The organism is Planktothrix serta PCC 8927, from assembly GCF_900010725.2.
Taxonomy (GTDB): domain Bacteria; phylum Cyanobacteriota; class Cyanobacteriia; order Cyanobacteriales; family Microcoleaceae; genus Planktothrix; species Planktothrix serta.
The window spans coordinates 103752-120522 of record NZ_LR734826.1; the positions used below are offsets into that span (position 1 = coordinate 103752).

A 16771-nucleotide genomic window follows, 5' to 3' on the forward strand; every position below is an offset into this window, starting at 1 on the left:
CGCGCAGAATATTATTTTTTAACTCAAACCCTAGAAGCGAACCCAGTTTCTGGGTTCGCTTCTAATTTTAAATGGAGCTAAGCGGGCTCGAACCGCTGACCCCCGCAATGCCATTGCGGTGCTCTACCAACTGAGCTATAACCCCTTGCAGTATTCCAATATACTCGTTTAACTTGTGCTTTGTCAAGAGTTTAGGGAAAAAAACTTTTGGAGTGTCGGAGAACGGTGTCCATCACTCCGATGGCCATTAAAAGTAAATATAAGCGTGTTGAGACATTTGGGCGATGTGGCCAATGCAAGATCCCATCAGGAAATACACTACCCCCATAGCCGCAGCCGACAACGCCACCAAAATTCCGGCCAGCATGAAGGAAAATTCTTTGCACTCAACAGCTTGTTTCATCAGGCGTAATGACCAAGCAACGAGGGCGACATCAATTATTAGAATAGGAATCAGCATAAGTTACGTTTCGTAACATTTCCTCTATTCTAACAGGTGTTCTGAGCAGAATGCGAGTTTAACTTAGACGGGACTTAAGCAGTTACGCTATATGTAGCGGACTAAGGAGTTAGCGATCGCGCTTCCCAAAAGAAATCGGGAAACGGAGAATACTGAGTCTCTGCTACATCACTCATAGAGCTTGGTTATTTCCGCCATCTGAGCGGATTAATTTGGCTACTTTTGAAAAGATTCTGATTCCCGCTATCAATTATCTTGGGTTGAGTTAAAAAAAAATCCCAAATCCAGAATTAATAAAGTGTAGCTAAAAGCCAAACTTTATTAATTAGGGTTGTAAACCTACCAATAAATAGATGATTGATACAATTGTCGGTAAACGTATTTTAATCCCCACACAATTTACTGGGGCTGTCACCATTGAAACGGCTGACCAAATAGAAGATACTGTCCTGTTACAAGTCCGTACCACCAACGGAGAATTGCGAGAAGCCATCCTCAGCGTTGCAGAGGTAGAAAACCTCCTCAGCCAACAGCAAAACTTCTCTGCTCAAACCGTTGATGCCAAGGCTTTTTCGCTGTTCATTGAATCAACTCGCATTAAAACCGCTTTTGCTTATGACCCCCACTTTGCTGTTAGTTTAAGTGGAGTCCGGCCCCTTCCGCACCAGCTTGAAGCCGTTTATGAACGCATTCTCCCCCAAGTTAGATTACGGTTTCTGTTAGCAGATGACCCAGGAGCAGGTAAAACCATTATGACGGGGTTACTGATTAAAGAATTAAAATTGCGGGGTGTAATTGAACGAGTTTTAATTCTGACTCCAGCGCCTTTAACGACTCAATGGCAGGATGAACTTAAAAACAAATTTGCTGAAACCTATGAAGTAATCACCTCAACTTTAGCAAAAAATCAACTGGCTGGCAACCCTTGGGAACGGTTTCGTCAATGTATTACTTCCATTGATTTTGCCAAACGAGAAGATGTGATTCCGGGGCTTTTACAAGTCGATTGGGATTTAGTAATTATTGATGAAGCCCATAAATGTTCTGCCCGAACCCAAGGGGAGGAACTGCGCCGCACTGGACGCTATAAATTAGCAGAAGAACTCTCTAAAATCACAGAACGAATTATCCTGCTAACTGCTACGCCCCACCAAGGAGATGTGAATCAATTTCATAACTTTTTACGCTTATTAGACCCTGAACAATTTATTTCTAATACAATTAATCCCGATTTGCTCCGATTAGAAAATAGTCCTTGGTTTTTACGACGAATTAAAGAAGAACTGCGAGATTTTAACGGAAAAAAATTGTTTAAACAACGCCATGCGATTACCGTTTCCTTTTCCCTGTCTCCGGCTGAAGAATCTCTTTATCACCAAGTCACCCAATATATTAACCGCTATTTAGGGAAAACCCCAGGACGGAAACAAGCCGCCGTTGCTTTAGCGCGAACGGTATTACAACGACGGTTAGCGAGTAGTTTAAACGCCATTCTCAATTCCTTAAAAAAACGACAACAACGGTTTTCGGATTTATTAGAAGAATTAGAACAACTTCCTCCCCAAGAACAACGCCAACGGTTAATTAATTTAGGGAAACCTGTTGATAGTGAAGTAGAATCTGATGATTGTTCAGAAGAAGATTTAGAGGATTTTGCCATTGAATTAACCTTAGCTGAACAATTGGAACAATTACGAGAAGAATTACGGGAACTCAAACGGTTAGTTAAATTAGCTCAAGAAACAATAGCACAAGGAACAGAACGTAAACTGAATGAATTAGAAAACTGTTTAAAACGGAGTGAATTCAGCGAGTTAAAAGACGCACGGGGAAAACTGTTAATTTTTACCGAACATCGGGATACTTTAGAATATCTGAAAAAAAATCTTAACCTTTGGGGTTATAGTACCTGTGAAATTCATGGCGGGATGAATGTTTTACAACGGAAAGTCGCACAACAAGATTTTCGGTCTAATAAACAAATTTGTCTCGCTACCGAAGCCGCCGGAGAAGGAATTAATTTACAATTTTGTCGGTTAATGATTAATTATGATATTCCCTGGAACCCCAACCGTTTAGAACAACGGATGGGACGCATTCACCGCATTGGACAGGAACATGAAGTTTATATTTTTAACTTTGTTTCTATTACAACAGTAGAAGGACGGGTTTTAAATAAATTATTAACCAAATTAGAGGAAATTAAAAATGCGATGGGCGATAGGGTTTTTGATGTCATTGGGCAACTTTTACAAGTCAATGAAATCCGCTTTGAGGATTTAGTTCGAGAAGCGACTTACTCCCAAGCTAACGAAAATAAAGCCATAGAAACCATTGACCATATTGCCACTGAACGCTTACAAGCTTTAGAACAAGCAACGGGATTAGCATTAGCAACATCCCATGTTGATTTGAGTCAAATCTGCACAACCCAAACTCAAGATTATCATTCAGAAGAACAGCGTTTAATGCCCTATTATGTGGAAGATTTTTTTCACAAAGCTTGTGAATATCTGCGGGTGAATTTAGAAGTCAGAGCGGATGGTTTATGGCGCATTCCTTATGTTAAAGAAGAATTTCGCTCTGAACAGTTAGAAGCGGTGAGACGGTTAGGAACGCCGGACAAAAATTATGCAAAATTGACGTTTTACAAACAACATTTAGAACTTGCTAGTCACCCAGATATAGAATTTCTTTCCCCTGGACATTGCCTATTTGCTGCTTTAGCCGAGCGCTTAGATGGACAACTGGAAGAAAAGGTAGGACAACAAACGGCTATTTTTACCGATGCTGATACAGATACTCCTTATCGAATTCACTTTTTCAAGGTACAAATTGAGGGCCAAACCAGTCGCGGAGAACCCCAAATTCTCAACGCCCGACTCTGTGCGTTAGCTGAAAACCTTGCTGGGGAACTGAGTTTAATGGCTGCGGATAGTTTGCATGATTTATCTCCAACTCCGGCTGGGTTTGTCCCAGAGTCCGGGGACATTTTAAACCCCCTAACTCCCCGGTTACAGCAAACACTAGAAAGTTGGTTAAAAGTGAAAATTCAACTAGGTTTAATGACTGAAGCCCGCACCAAACGCCAACGAGAGTTACAAATTCGGCAAGATTATCTCCAAACCGCTATGGATACGGCAATTCGGGAAGCTCAAAGCACTCAAATGAAGTTGGCGGCTAAAGTTGCCCAGGGGGATGAAACCTATCGGGTGGCACGGGATAGCGCCCAAAACAAAGTCCGCACCCTGCAAGAACGGTATAAAACGAAACAAACCGAACTGGGTTATCTGCAAATTGTTCGCCCCGGACGGGTGATGTATTTGGGGACGGCTCTCGTTTATCCCACACCCCAGGAAACCTTAACCCCGATGATGCGAAATGACCCAGAGGTGGAAGCCTTTGCCATGCAGTTCGTGATGGACTATGAACGACAGCAGGGATGGCAACCGGAGGATGTCAGTGGCTATCAGGATGGCAGTGGTTTTGATATTCGCAGTATTGGGCCGAGTCCTGATAATCTGCAACCGCCCCCGGTGCGACGCATTGAGGTCAAGGGACGGGCGCAACGGGGGCAAGGGGTGTCTTTAACGGCCAATGAATGGCGCAAAGCTTTACAATTGGGGGATTCTTATTGGTTATATGTGGTCTGGGGATGTCATACGTCTAACCCGGAGTTACTGAGAATTCCGAACCCCACTCAGGTTTTAGCCAGGGATGCTAAGGAAATTCAGCAGGTGACTCGTTATTTAGTGGAGGGGGAAGCTTTACAAAAAAATGCCCTGATATAGCACTCTCTTAAAGTCCCCCAATTTTGGGGGATTTAGGGGGCAAATATTGCTGCCTGAGTCCCCCAATTTTGGGGGATTTAGGGGGCAAATATTGCTGCCTTAGAAATCATTCTAAACCCTATACATTTCAAGCCATCTAGCCCCCTAGCCCCCAACATTGGGGGGAAAATAAATAATTAGGACTTTTTAGGGCGATTGCTATTATCATTGGTATGCGAGCGCCTACTTTTGACACGCTATATATAACCTGCTTGCGTAAGTCCTGTATATGTCACCTCGAAACCGAATTCCAACTCATCCTGGGGAAATTTTATCGGAGGAATTTTTAATTCCTTTAAGTTTAACTCAAGTGGCTTTAGCAGAACATTTGGGGGTTCCGGTACAACGAATTAATGAAATTGTTAAAGGAAAACGAGGGATAACACCGGAAACGGCTTGGTTATTCGCTCAAGCGTTCCAAACTTCTCCTGAGTTTTGGATGAATTTACAAATCCAATATGATTTAACTTTAAATCAACCTAAAATTAAAACACCACCCATTATTTTAGCCCCAGGTTAAAAGTTTTTCCTAGATTTCTTGATTACCCGATTTCACCCTAACTTTTTTAATTCCTAATTCCCATGAACCCAGAACGCCGTTTAATTGAAGATTTTATTCCCATTCGAGAAATATCTGTTGAAGCCGCGAGAGAAAAATCGATTAGAAAGGGTCATATTTCAACCCTGCATTTATGGTGGGCTAGACGGCCCTTAGTGGCGGCGAGGGCTGCGGTTTTTGCTTCCTTAGTGGCGGCGCCAGAAAGCCACCAGAAACGCACGGCTTTGAAACAATTTATGATTGATTTATGTAAATGGGAAACGGGAACTCCGACGTTAGAAAAAGCTAGAAAACAAATTTTAGAAGCCCAAAAAGTTAGATTAAATTTACCAGAAAATACTCCCTTAGATGAAGTCCCACCGCCCAAGGTTTTAGATATGTTTGCCGGGGGTGGAGCAATTCCTTTAGAGGCGTTACGGTTAGGCTGTGAAACTTATGCGGTTGATTTAAACCCCGTTGCCCATATTATTGAATTATGTACGTTAGTTTATCCGCAAAAATATGGGAAAAATTTGGCGGATGAGGTGGAAAAATGGGGTAACTGGGTAATTGAAAAAGTGAGGGAGGAAATCGGGGATTTATATCCAGCAATTCGGGTGGGAGAAATATTAATTCCAGAAGGTGAACAGTTAGAATTATTTACTCAATCTCAACCGAAACAATGTAGAGACGTTGCATGCAACGTCTCTACAGGACAATCTTTAACTCCGGTTGCTTATTTATGGACAAGAACGGTTAAATGTCCTAACCCTAGTTGTGGGGCGACAGTTCCTTTAGTGCGACAAACTTGGTTATGTAAAAAAAGTAAAAAGTATGTAGCTTTGCAGGTTATTCCTAATTATGATACCAAGAAAGTAGAGTTTAAAGTTTTTGAATCTACTACAGAAAAAGGGTTAGGGTTTGACCCGTCTTCTGGAAGTACAAGAGGTAATTCTATTTGTCGTCATTGTGGAACAACGGTTCCCAGTAAACCCTATATTCAAGAACAGGGGAAAGCAGGGAAAATCGGTCAGCAATTAATGGCTATTGTTTGTACAACACAGGGAGAACAAGGCAAAACTTATTTAAGCGGTACAACATATCAACATTATATTCCTGATGATTTTGCTATTGCAAAACGGTTAGAAAAAATTGTTGAAGAAACAGGAATCAGCACGCCAGATGAACCTGTAAAAGTATGGTCTGGTGTTTTTAATGCCCCTCTTTATGGTTTAGATAAATTTGAAAAGTTATTTACTTCGCGTCAATTATTATCGTTAATGACGTTTGTTAAATGGGTAAAATTAGCACACCAGGAAATGTTACAGCAGGGATATGAGGAGGAATTAGCAAAGGCAATTGTTACTTATTTATGCTTAGGAATAGGTAAAGTTTTGGATAGACTTTCCGCTCTTGGAGTGTGGTATACAGGAGGAGAAAAGCTTCAAAGTCCAGTAGCTAGTGGTCGTTTACCGATGTGTTGGGATTTTCCAGAAGCTAATCCTTTAGAAAAAGGTTCGGGTGGTTGGGAAAAAGGACAAGAGTATTTAATTTCAACCCTGCGAAAATTGGGAGAAATTAGTAATCTAGCAAGTGCTAAAAGGCAGCCTTGCCAAAAATTAGATTTACCCGATTTTAGCTTAGATGCGATTATTACAGACCCACCTTATTTCGATGCAATTCCGTATGCTGACCTTTCTGATTACTTCTATGTATGGTTTAAACGTTCAATAGGCTATTTGTATCCTGAACATTTTTCAGGACAATTAACGCCTAAAAAAAATGAAGCTACTATGGAACCTTCTCGGCATGGCGGAGATAAAAAGAAAGCTGCTAAAGCTTATGAAGACATAATGCACCAAGCCTTTTGTGAAGCCAACCGAGTCCTAAAAGATGGGGGAATGATGGTTGTCGTTTATGCTCATAAAACAACCGCCGGATGGTCAACTTTAATTGATTCTTTAAGACGGGCAAAATTTACAATTACAGAAGCATGGCCGTTAGATACTGAACAGCAAGGCGGGTTAAGAAGTCTTCGGGCTTCTCTGGCTTCTAGTATTTTTTTAGTGGCTAGAAAACGCACCAATACAGAAATTGGTGATTATGCAATGGACGTACAACCGCAACTCAAAAGCATAATTCAAGACCGAGTAAAAAGCTTAATGTCAGAAGGAGTAGCCGGGGCAGATTTAATTATTGCTTGTGTCGGTGCGGGGTTACGCGCTTATACTCAATATGATAAAGTTGAACTACCAAACGGGGATGAATTAGATGCCAATTCCTTCTTAGATGAAGTCCAGAAAGAAGTCTTAGAAACCGTGTTAACAGAAGTCTTACTTTGCGATAAAAAAGGCGTGAGTTTTGTTGATAAACCCACCCAATATTATATTTTAGCGCGTTATGAATATGGGGAAGCCGTTGTTGAATTTGATGAAGCCAATACTTTAGCCAGAGGCGTTGGCGTTGAACTCGATAGTTTAGGAGGTTTAACCGAGGGTAAATTATCCTTAGTTAAGAAAACTAAAAATCAAGTACAATTACAGGATTATAGTCAACGGGGCGAATTTGAAGATTTAGGAATTCAGAAAACTGAAAAACAACAAAAATTTAACGAAACCCCCCAGACTATCGGTTCACCTCCAACGTTAATAGATATTCTGCATCGGTTACTCTGGTTAGCGGAACATCAACCCCAAAACGTTAATAATTTCTTAGCCCAAAGTATGCCCGATGCAACTCAATTAAAATTAGTCGCCCAAGCGTTAGGAGGACGAGCGTTAACCCCAGAAGCGGGAACCACAGAAACCCTTTCTAACCGTACCAAAGAACAGCAAGCTATTGATACTTTATTAGCCTCTTGGAAACGGTTAGTTGAGGATAATTTATTTACCCAACGAAGGTCTTGAATTAGTTATCAGTAGAGACGTGCCATGGCGCGTCTGTTATTAGTTAACTCAAGTCAATGATCCCCCCTAACCCCCCTTAAAAAGGGGGGGACAGGAGATCCAAATCTGCATTAACAAGGGGGGACAGGAGATCTAAGTCTGCATTAACAAAGAGAAAAAAAAGGAGATCAAAGTCCCCCTTTTTAAGGGGGATTTAGGGGGATCTAATCTAGGCTACAATCAGAGGTTTTCGGCTTAAGCTGACACCAATTAGTCTTCCCGCCCATGATCAGTTATCAGTAATTAATTGCTTCCAAATTGTTGTTTATTTCCCTAAAAAATTATGACCGCTTATCAATTAAAACCCTGGACACAAGTTGTTACTCCCCATCCTGATATTCTCGATGGTAAATTAGATAATGCCACTTATGCCGCTAACTTAGGCAGTGTAATTCGTCAAGAACCAAAATGCCCTCGGTTGTATCGAGATGCCCGTGATTTCTTTAACTCCACCTATCTAACCGGAGAACTCCGAGGTATTTTAGCTGATGTTCTCAAAGGGTTACAGGGAGATGCCGGAAACCGAGTGATACAACTGCGAACCCCCTTTGGCGGAGGGAAAACCCACACATTGTTAAGTCTCTACCATCTCACTAAAAACCGCGAACAATTGCGAGGAATTTCTCAGTTAGATGCCTTGCCTGACCCTGGGGAGGTGACGGTGGCTGCGTTTACGGGGTTAGATATTAGTGTTTCAACCGGAGAGCAAATCGAAAACGGCCCCCACATTCTCACCCCTTGGGGATATTTAGCTTGGCAAATTGGGGGAATTGAAGCCTATCAATTAATAGAAGCAGACGATAAAAACCGCACCGCACCAGGTAATAACGATTTAAGAAAAATAATCGGAGATAAACCCACTCTTATCCTCATGGATGAATTTTTAGTTTATATTGAAAACGCCATGGGAATCACCCTTGGAGACTCTACCTTTGGGCGACAAATTCTAACTTTTATACAGAAACTTACAGAAGTCGTGCGAGAATTGCCTAAAACAGTTTTAGTTTATTCTCTACAAGCTAGTGTGCAAGAAGCGATAGGAAATGAAGGGTTATTAAGTGTTTTAGATAAACTCGTTAGTCGTATTGATGCGAAAAAAGAACCCGTCTCTGGGGATGAAGTGATGGAGGTGGTGCGAAAACGGTTATTTACTGATATTGGGAATACAGAAATTATTGCCGAAGTCGCCCGTCAGCAAGCGGCATTATTTCGGAAATTTCGGGAAAGTTACACCACCACAAACCGAGAAAAACAGGAAGTTGAACAGCAAGCCAAACTATTAGAAGAACGAATTAAGTTAAGTTATCCGTTTCACCCGGATTTGTTGGATTTAATGTATCATCGTTGGGGCAGTTTACCCAGTTATCAACGCACGAGGGGAGCGTTACAATTTTTGGCTTCGATGGTTTATGCGTTGCGAGAAAAAAATGACCTGTCTTGGTTAATTTCACCGGGAAATGTTCTGTTTGACCATGAAGCGGTGAGGAGTGCTTTTTTTAGTCAAGTCGGTGAACGCGATAATTATAGTGCAGTCATGGCGGCTGATTTAATTGGCAGAAAAGCTAAGGTGAATTTTGTAGACCAACGAATTGCTCAAGATGTTCCAACTAAGTCTAATTTGAAGGTTGGGAGTCGTTTGGCTTCTGCGATTTTAATGTATTCGTTTGGGGCGAGAGGTGGGGAAGAAAGGGGGGTTTTTGAACAGGAAATTGTGGGCGCTTGTTTAGCTCCGGGTTTAGATAGAAATACAATTGTTACAGTGTTAAATGATTTACGAGAAGAATTGCTTTATCTGCATTATGTTGGACAGCGTTATCGGTTTGAAACCAAAGCGAATTTGAATAAATTAGTCACGGATGAGGAAAATAAAATTGCGGGTGATGATGTTTTAGAACGCATTCAGGGGGATTTGAAAAATAGTTTAAAAACTGCTCAGGGTAAGGTGGTTTTATGGCCGAAGGATTCGAGTGCAATTCCTGACCATATTAATCAGTTTTGTACAGTTTATTTAGATGCAAGTTGGGCGGAAAAAAGCACAGAGGCTTTACAAGAAGATGGTATGAGATGGTTAGAAAATCGGGGTAATGATAAACGGGATTATAAAAATGCCATTGCTTTTGTTATTCCTAATGCTATCCAATTTGATAAAGCCAGAAAAGCGGCTCGAACGTTATTGGCGGTGAATTCTTTAGTCAAGGATAAAGATAAACATAAGTTTTCTATTGAGGATTTGGATGAGTTAAAAGCAAAAGCCAAGGATGCTACATCAAGTTTAGATGCGGGTTTACGTCGTCTCTATGAACAAATTTTATTGCCTTTACGTCCCCAGGAACAAGCCCAAATTCGCTTAGAGATGGTGGATTTACAATCTCAAATTAATACCAGTCAAAATTTACAAGATAGGGTGTTAGATGCGTTAAAAAGTTATGTGTTTAATTCAATTACGGTTGCTAAAATTATTAGTTATTCTCAGATTAATGAATCTGAAATCGGGGTAATTCAGGGAGATGAGTTAATTAGTTATTTTTTCCGGTTTCCGGGTTATCCTAAGTTATTAAGTGATGAACCGATTAAGAAAGCTATCTTAGGAGCGATCGCAGATGGTAATATGGGTTATGTTCCTAAACTGAAGATTGTGGGGGATAGTGTCGCAATTGATAAGCCAGAATTAATTAGTTTTAATCGCCATATTCCAGCAGATGAATTAGATTTATCGGGTTATTTATTAGCACCCCGTATTGTTGAACAGTTTCAACAACCTTGTCCTGAGCCTGAGAATGATGAAACTCAATCGGATTCTACTAACTATTCTGATTCGTTAACGGGAAATACAGGTTCAAAGGTTGCAGAACAAAAACCTACAGTTGAATACAAGTCAGCTAATAGCAGTTTAACTCGTACAGTAATAGCTGATATTGTGGATGGTAAACAAGCTGCTAAACGCTATACTCTGAGTTCAATTCTGAATAAAGCCCAAGTTTTTGAATTTTTTGAAATGTTGCAAAGGTTATCTGATAAAGCGGATGATATGAGTATTAAGATTGAAATTAAAGCGTCTACTAAGGGAGAGTTTGACCAAAATTGGATTCGGAATGCAATTGAAGAACCTTTAGATGAGATGGATATTCAGGCAAATACTAAACTGGAGTAAAAAACAACGTTATTTAATCAAAATACGCCAGATCAAGAATGCCGAATTTATACATAATTTGTGGTGCAAATGGGTCAGGAAAAACCACCGCAGCTTTACAAATTCTCCCCAACTTCCTAGAAGTGTTTGAATATGTAAATGCCGATGAAATTGCTGCGGGGCTTTCACCCTTTAATCCTGAATCCGTAGCGATTCAAGCCGGACGATTAATGTTAGAAAGACTCGAAACTTTAGTTAATGCTGAAGCTGATTTTGCGTTTGAAACTACTTTAGCAACTCGCAGTTATGCCCGTTTTTTGAGAAACTGTAAAAATAAAGGGTATGAGATAAACTTAATTTATTTTTGGTTACAAAGCCCGGAATTAGCGATCGCCAGGGTACGCAGACGGGTAGAAAGCGGTGGTCATAATATCCCAGAAGATGTTATTCGCCGTCGTTATGAGCGGGGACGGAAAAACCTAACAAATTTGTATTTATCCCTCTGTAATCGCTGGATAGTTTATGATAACTCTAATCTCTATTTGCAGATTATAGCTGAATGCCCTTTTAGCCAAGACCCGATTATTTATCAACCTCAATTGTGGACACAAATTACAACTTCTAACGATGAATAAACCGATTCCTGATAAATTATCAAGCCTAATTGACACAGGTGTAAAACTGGCTATTGCTAAAGCCGTAGATAGACATCGGAAATTAGGAGAATCAATTAGTATTTGGCAGGATGGAAAAGTTGTCACCTTAAGCGCAGATGAAATTCCTCAGTCTCCATCCCATCATCAAAGTTAGTTGTTATTTTAAATCTAATTGATGTTATGGCAAAATCAACGATTCGTTATTGGAATCCGTTAAACCTAAAACATCAGGGACAATGGAAACCGATTCCAGGGTTTCAGGACTTACGCAAGGACGCTATATATAGGGAATTAAGGATCAGGCGATCGCCTGATTCAGACAGAAGCGCGAAAGGTTTAGTATTGTCAAACACCTTAATTAGTAGCGCTATATGCCGGATTAATCACAGCGATCGCAACGGCCCTTAACGGTGATTTCATAAGCATTGATCCGAAACCCTGACGGTAAGGGGTTAAGCTGTAAATTTTTGAACACATCCCACTCTAAATCCCGAATTTGACCGCAACCTTCACAGACAAAATGGTGATGGGGTTCTACCTTGGCATCATAACGAGTTACTCCTTCATCCAAAAGCACCTCCCGCACTAATCCCACTTCCCGCAAAACGCTCAAAGCACTATAAACACTGGCTTTAGAGGCAATAGGTAATTCTCGATTAATCTCGGTGAGAATCTCATCCACTGTGGGATGGTCGCAACGGGACAAGAGATTAGCATAAACCGCAAACCGTTGCGGGGTAATGCGTAGCCCCTTCTGTTTCATCTGTTGACTGATCTCAGCCGTTCTATTCTGACCTTCCATAACTCCGTGTGACGTTGTATTGAATCTTCTTGTAAATATCATAACGTTTATCTTTAGTTACTCAACTTTACATAAATTTAATTCTTGCCCTTGACAAAATCAAAACTAAGAATTATTCTTAGATATGACAAGCTCAAGACGAGGAGACACTAATGGACTTATCGAACGCACAAACCGCCAAAAACCTTGAAGCTGCTTTTGGTGGGGAATCAATGGCGAACCGCAAATATCTGTTTTTCGCAGAAGTCACCAAAAAACTAGGGATGGGGGATTTGTCCAAACTGTTTCGAGAAACCGCAAACCAAGAAACAGAACACGCTTTTGCCCATTTCCGCCTGCTGCATCCTGAATTAGTCGTCACTGACCCCGAAGCCTTATCCGATGAAGAAAAGAAAAAAATCGCGGCCCGGTGTTTGGAGTTAGCGATTGAAGGGGAAACCTACGAATACACCACAATGTACCCCGAATTTACCGCCCAAGCCGTTATTGATCGAGATGAAAATGCGGTAGCAGAATTCAAAGAACAAGAAGCCGAATCTCGTGAACACGCCGGAATTTTCCGCAAAGCAGTCTCTAACTTTGGTTTTTTAACTCCCATTGAACATCATCACGCTAACCAATATACCGAAGCCCTGAACGCTTTAGATGGAGTCGCAGCAACACCAAAATCAGCGAGTTCCGATCCTCAAACTCAAAAATGGATTTGTCGTCAATGTTCGATGATTTATGATCCTGTTATGGGTGATCCTGATTCTGGAGTCGCCCCCGGAACACCTTTTGAAGCTATTCCTGATGATTGGTCTTGTCCGATTTGTGGCGCGACTAAAAAGACTTTTATGGTTTACGAAGAAGCGATCGCAGCTTAATCCCAGAAACCGGGTTTCTGAAACTATCTGGATTTGATGCAATTAATTGAATTAGAAACCCGGTTTCTTGAGTTTTTGCGATCGCAGCCTAATCTTAGAAACCGGGTTTCTGAAAATATCTGAACTTTTTTATTAAGGATTTTCTAACAATAAAGCTCTAAAACCAGCTTGTATAAAATGAAAGTCAGCCGTTACCGCATTGATTAAACCTTGATCTGCCATAACAATAAATGAAATACAGTCTGTTAAACCCCAAGTTTTATCAGGGCGTGCTTCATAAACTTGAAGTGCACGAATTAGTAACTTTGTATCTACAGTAACAACATAAATATTGTCTGTCTCATAACATTGTTGAATAAATCTAACAGCATGATACTGATCACGAGGATTTAATAAAGCTTGAATAAAAACCGTATCTAGTAGTAAACGGGAATTGCTCATTGAGAATTATCTGGGTAACGTTTTGCTGTTCCATATAGATAATGATCATGATTGATTGACCAATCTTGAGAAGCCTCAACAGTTCCCATTATTGATTCTAAGACATCCCAAGCATTTTGTTGATTTTGAACAAAAGTTACCTTTTGCTCAGTTTCTTCTTCTTCGTGTTCTGTATTCCCTTCAGTATGCAGATAAGTTTGTAACCATTCTGCCAGTTGACGGACTTCAATAGCGGATAATTTTTGAATAGCCGCTTCAACTTCTGTTAGTGAATTCATCCTATTTTAGCGGTTAAGTAACAATTTGATTTTAACATTATTTTTAAATCCCTCGTTCCCTCGTTTCTAGGCTCTACTCTTAGAAACCGGGTTTCTCACAATATCTGGATTTGATGCAATTATTGAATTAGAAACCCGGTTTCTTGAGTTTTTGCGATCGCCCTACAGAAACCCGGTTTCTTGAGGATCTAGGAAATTTGAATATTTCTAACAGGAACGTGATGCTCTGCTAAATAACTCTTAATTTCTCCCACGCTTAATTGACCATAATGCAATAACGACGCTAACAGCGCGGCTTCGGCTTTCCCCTGGGTTAACGCTTCATAAATATGCTCACAAGTACCAGCGCCCCCGGATGCAATTACCGGAATTTCCACAGATTCAGCAATTTTTCGCGTTAATTCCAAGTCATATCCCGCCTGGGTGCCATCGGCGTCCATACTCGTAACTAGGAGTTCCCCGGCGCCCCGTTGGGTGACTTCTTCAGCCCATTTGAGAGCATCAATTCCCGTATTTTCCCGACCTCCACGCACATAAACATCCCAACCGGGATTATCAAGATCAGTCCGACGCCGAGCATCAATTGCTACCACAATACACTGTACTCCAAAGCGATCGCTGGCCCGATTAATCAAGTTAGGATCACGAACTGCCGCCGAATTAATACTGACTTTATCGGCTCCGGCTCTTAACAAATTTTTAATCATTTCTAAGTTTTGAATTCCACCCCCGACGGTTAAGGGAATAAACACCTGTTCGGCGGTGCGATAGACCACATCAAAAATAATATCTCGGTCTTCATGGGTAGCGGTAATATCCAGAAAGACTAATTCATCGGCTCCTGCATCGTTATAAGCCGCCGCCAACTCCACCGGATCTCCAGCATCTTTCAAATCAACAAAATTAACTCCCTTCACCACTCGACCCGCTTTAACATCTAAACAAGGCAAAATTCGTTTCGCAAGCATAATCACGCTTTGTGCATTGGGACAGCAAAATTTAGGGCAAAAATCCCTGGTTTCAGTTTATAGCAATTGTAGCCCGTCAACTCGGCTTAAGTTTATGAGGGAATCAGCAACCGGAACCGGATCAATATTGTGTTGCTGGAAGTAAGAAGCAGTTAGAAGTCATAAAAAATGAGGGGAATAAAAAATGGGCTTTCAGTTCATCCGTTATGGGGTTTTTAAAATCAGTTTTTCAGTCATAGTTAGCCTAATATTTAATTTAATTTTTAACGCTAAAATTATGGCGTTGACGGCTCAGGAAATTAACCGCATCAGTCAACCGATTACGGTATTAATTGAGGGTTTAAATCCAGGTTCAGGGGTAATTATTGCCAAAAATGAGAATATTTATTATGTATTAACGGCGAATCATGTTGTTAAAACTCCCGATGAATATTCGGTAATTACTGTTGATGGTGAACAATATCCAATTGATTACAATCAAGTAATTAAATTCCCTGGAATTGATTTAGCAATTTTGTCCTTTAGGAGTGAAAAAAACTATTCTATTGCCCAGTTAGGAGATTATAATTATGATAGAACATCTCAATATATTTTTATTTCAGGATGGCCTGATTCTAAATTACCTATTGCTGACCGCAGACGAGTCTTTACAGCCGGATTATTAATCAATGAAGCGGAAAAAGCCCCGTTAATTAAAGAACCATTTACCAGAGGATATGATCTATTTTATACGAATCGAACCCAAGTGGGAATGAGTGGATCTCCGATTTTAGATACGGAGGGAAGGGTAATTGGAATTCATGGGAAATCAGAAGGACAAATCTTTGAAAATCCAGAGTTAGGATCGGTTTCCCGTGTTACATTAGGATACAGTGCCGGAATTCCGATTCAGAAGTTTTTACAATCAGGAATTGTATTAAATTTAAACGTAACTCGTCAATCTCCTTCCCCCCTAAAAGCAACGGAATTAGACTCAATTCATCAGGTTTTAACTATTCCTCAATTGGGGGGAGAATCAACGGCTTTAGATTGGTCAAATCGGGGGAATCAATTCTATCGTTTAGAACAATGGCAAGAGGCGTTAAAAGCCTTTGATCAAGCGATTACAATTCAATCTAATTTTTATCCGGCTTGGTACGGACGGGGGAATACTTTAGCACAATTAAAACAGTATTCAGAAGCGATTCAATCCTATTCTAAAACAACACAAATTCAGCCAAATTTTTATTTGGCTTGGCGAGAGAAAGGTAAGGTTTTGATTAAATTACAAGAATATGAAGATGCGTTATTAGCTTGGAATATAGCCATTAAAATTAAACCCGATGATTATCAAATTTGGTATCTGCGGGGAAATCTATTAATGAATCATTTAAAACAGGATCAAGAGGCGATTCAATCCTATAATCAAGTTATTAATTTAAAGCCGGATTTTGTTAATGCTTGGACAAATCGAGGCATGGCTTATTATCGATTACAAAATTATGAGGAAGCAATTTTATCATTTGAGCAGTCTTTAAAGTTAGATAATAAACAGGAAAAAATTTGGCAGTTACGGGGAGAAATATTACTAAAATTACAACTTTATTCTCAAGCGTTAACTTCGGCTGAAAATGCTTTAGCTTTAAACTCCCAAAATCCGCAACTTTGGATGTTAAAAGCTGAAATTTTAGCTAAAATGAAGGAATACCAACAAGCTCGAACTTCTGCATTAAGGGCGTTAAGATTTCAACCGCGCGATCGAGAAATTATTAATTTTATTCGTTCTTTAAGTTCACCCCATTAATGTTAACTTAACCCACGTTAGCCCTGAACTAAAGTTCGGGCTAAGAGCTAAAGTCATCTAAAGATGACTAAGAT

The 16771-nt window shown here is 40.3% G+C and carries 12 protein-coding genes, 1 tRNA gene and 1 pseudogene; 8 read left to right on the plus strand and 6 right to left on the minus strand.

What is annotated here, in order from left to right:
- Positions 1–72 precede the first annotated feature (72 nt).
- Together PL8927_RS02100 and PL8927_RS02105 are read right to left on the minus strand one after the other, a co-directional pair.
- Positions 73–145 (minus strand) — tRNA-Ala (locus PL8927_RS02100).
- A gap of 102 nt (positions 146–247) precedes the next feature.
- The gene (locus PL8927_RS02105) at positions 248–460 is read right to left on the minus strand and encodes a hypothetical protein (protein ID WP_083617081.1); all 213 of its coding nucleotides are present in this window, start codon (positions 458–460) and stop codon (positions 248–250) included.
- Positions 461–813: 353 nt separating this feature from the next.
- Between PL8927_RS02105 and PL8927_RS02110 the strand changes: the two genes are divergently transcribed.
- From PL8927_RS02110 to PL8927_RS02135, 6 genes and pseudogenes are all read left to right on the plus strand, one after another.
- Positions 814–4251: a helicase-related protein gene (locus PL8927_RS02110; protein WP_083617085.1), complete on the plus strand. Its 3438-nt coding sequence runs from the start codon at positions 814–816 to the stop codon at positions 4249–4251.
- Positions 4252–4519: 268 nt separating this feature from the next.
- Entirely contained in the window at positions 4520–4810 is a 291-nt protein-coding gene (locus PL8927_RS02115) for a HigA family addiction module antitoxin (protein WP_083617088.1), read from the plus strand.
- Positions 4811–4872: 62 nt separating this feature from the next.
- The gene (locus tag PL8927_RS02120; protein ID WP_083617091.1) at positions 4873–7734 is read left to right on the plus strand and encodes a DUF1156 domain-containing protein; all 2862 of its coding nucleotides are present in this window, start codon (positions 4873–4875) and stop codon (positions 7732–7734) included.
- Between the two features lie 322 nt (positions 7735–8056).
- A complete protein-coding gene (locus PL8927_RS02125; RefSeq protein WP_083617094.1) occupies positions 8057–10924 on the plus strand; it encodes an ATP-binding protein in 2868 nt (955 codons plus the stop codon).
- Positions 10925–10959: 35 nt separating this feature from the next.
- A pseudogene (locus PL8927_RS02130) lies at positions 10960–11538 on the plus strand (zeta toxin family protein); the annotation flags it as partial.
- Complete coding sequence (locus PL8927_RS02135; RefSeq protein WP_083617099.1) at positions 11531–11713, plus strand: hypothetical protein; 183 nt, start codon at positions 11531–11533, stop codon at positions 11711–11713. The pseudogene PL8927_RS02130 and the gene PL8927_RS02135, both read left to right, overlap by 8 nt.
- Before the next feature lie 225 nt (positions 11714–11938).
- On the opposite strand, the gene PL8927_RS02140 is transcribed toward PL8927_RS02135, so the two are convergent.
- Complete coding sequence (locus PL8927_RS02140) at positions 11939–12322, minus strand: Fur family transcriptional regulator (protein WP_231505887.1); 384 nt, start codon at positions 12320–12322, stop codon at positions 11939–11941.
- 191 nt (positions 12323–12513) lie between these two features.
- Between PL8927_RS02140 and PL8927_RS28950 the strand changes: the two genes are divergently transcribed.
- A complete protein-coding gene (locus PL8927_RS28950; RefSeq protein WP_083617108.1) occupies positions 12514–13227 on the plus strand; it encodes a rubrerythrin family protein in 714 nt (237 codons plus the stop codon).
- Positions 13228–13359: 132 nt separating this feature from the next.
- Here PL8927_RS28950 and PL8927_RS02150 read toward each other — a convergent pair whose 3' ends face one another.
- From PL8927_RS02150 to hisF, 3 genes are all read right to left on the minus strand, one after another.
- Positions 13360–13668 (minus strand): type II toxin-antitoxin system VapC family toxin, encoded by a 309-nt coding sequence (locus PL8927_RS02150; RefSeq protein WP_083617111.1) that lies wholly within the window; start codon positions 13666–13668, stop codon positions 13360–13362.
- On the minus strand, positions 13665–13946 hold the full coding sequence (locus tag PL8927_RS02155) for a hypothetical protein (RefSeq protein ID WP_083617113.1): 282 nt from the start codon (positions 13944–13946) through the stop codon (positions 13665–13667). Before PL8927_RS02155 ends, PL8927_RS02150 begins: the two co-directional genes overlap by 4 nt.
- 188 nt (positions 13947–14134) lie before the next feature.
- The gene (gene hisF / locus PL8927_RS02160; RefSeq protein WP_083617134.1) at positions 14135–14914 is read right to left on the minus strand and encodes an imidazole glycerol phosphate synthase subunit HisF; all 780 of its coding nucleotides are present in this window, start codon (positions 14912–14914) and stop codon (positions 14135–14137) included.
- Between the two features lie 277 nt (positions 14915–15191).
- Here hisF and PL8927_RS02165 point away from each other — a divergent pair, with 277 nt between their 5' ends.
- Positions 15192–16697, plus strand: a complete 1506-nt coding sequence (locus tag PL8927_RS02165) for a tetratricopeptide repeat-containing S1 family peptidase (protein WP_231505888.1) — start codon at positions 15192–15194, stop codon at positions 16695–16697.
- The last annotated feature ends 74 nt before the right edge of the window (positions 16698–16771 follow it).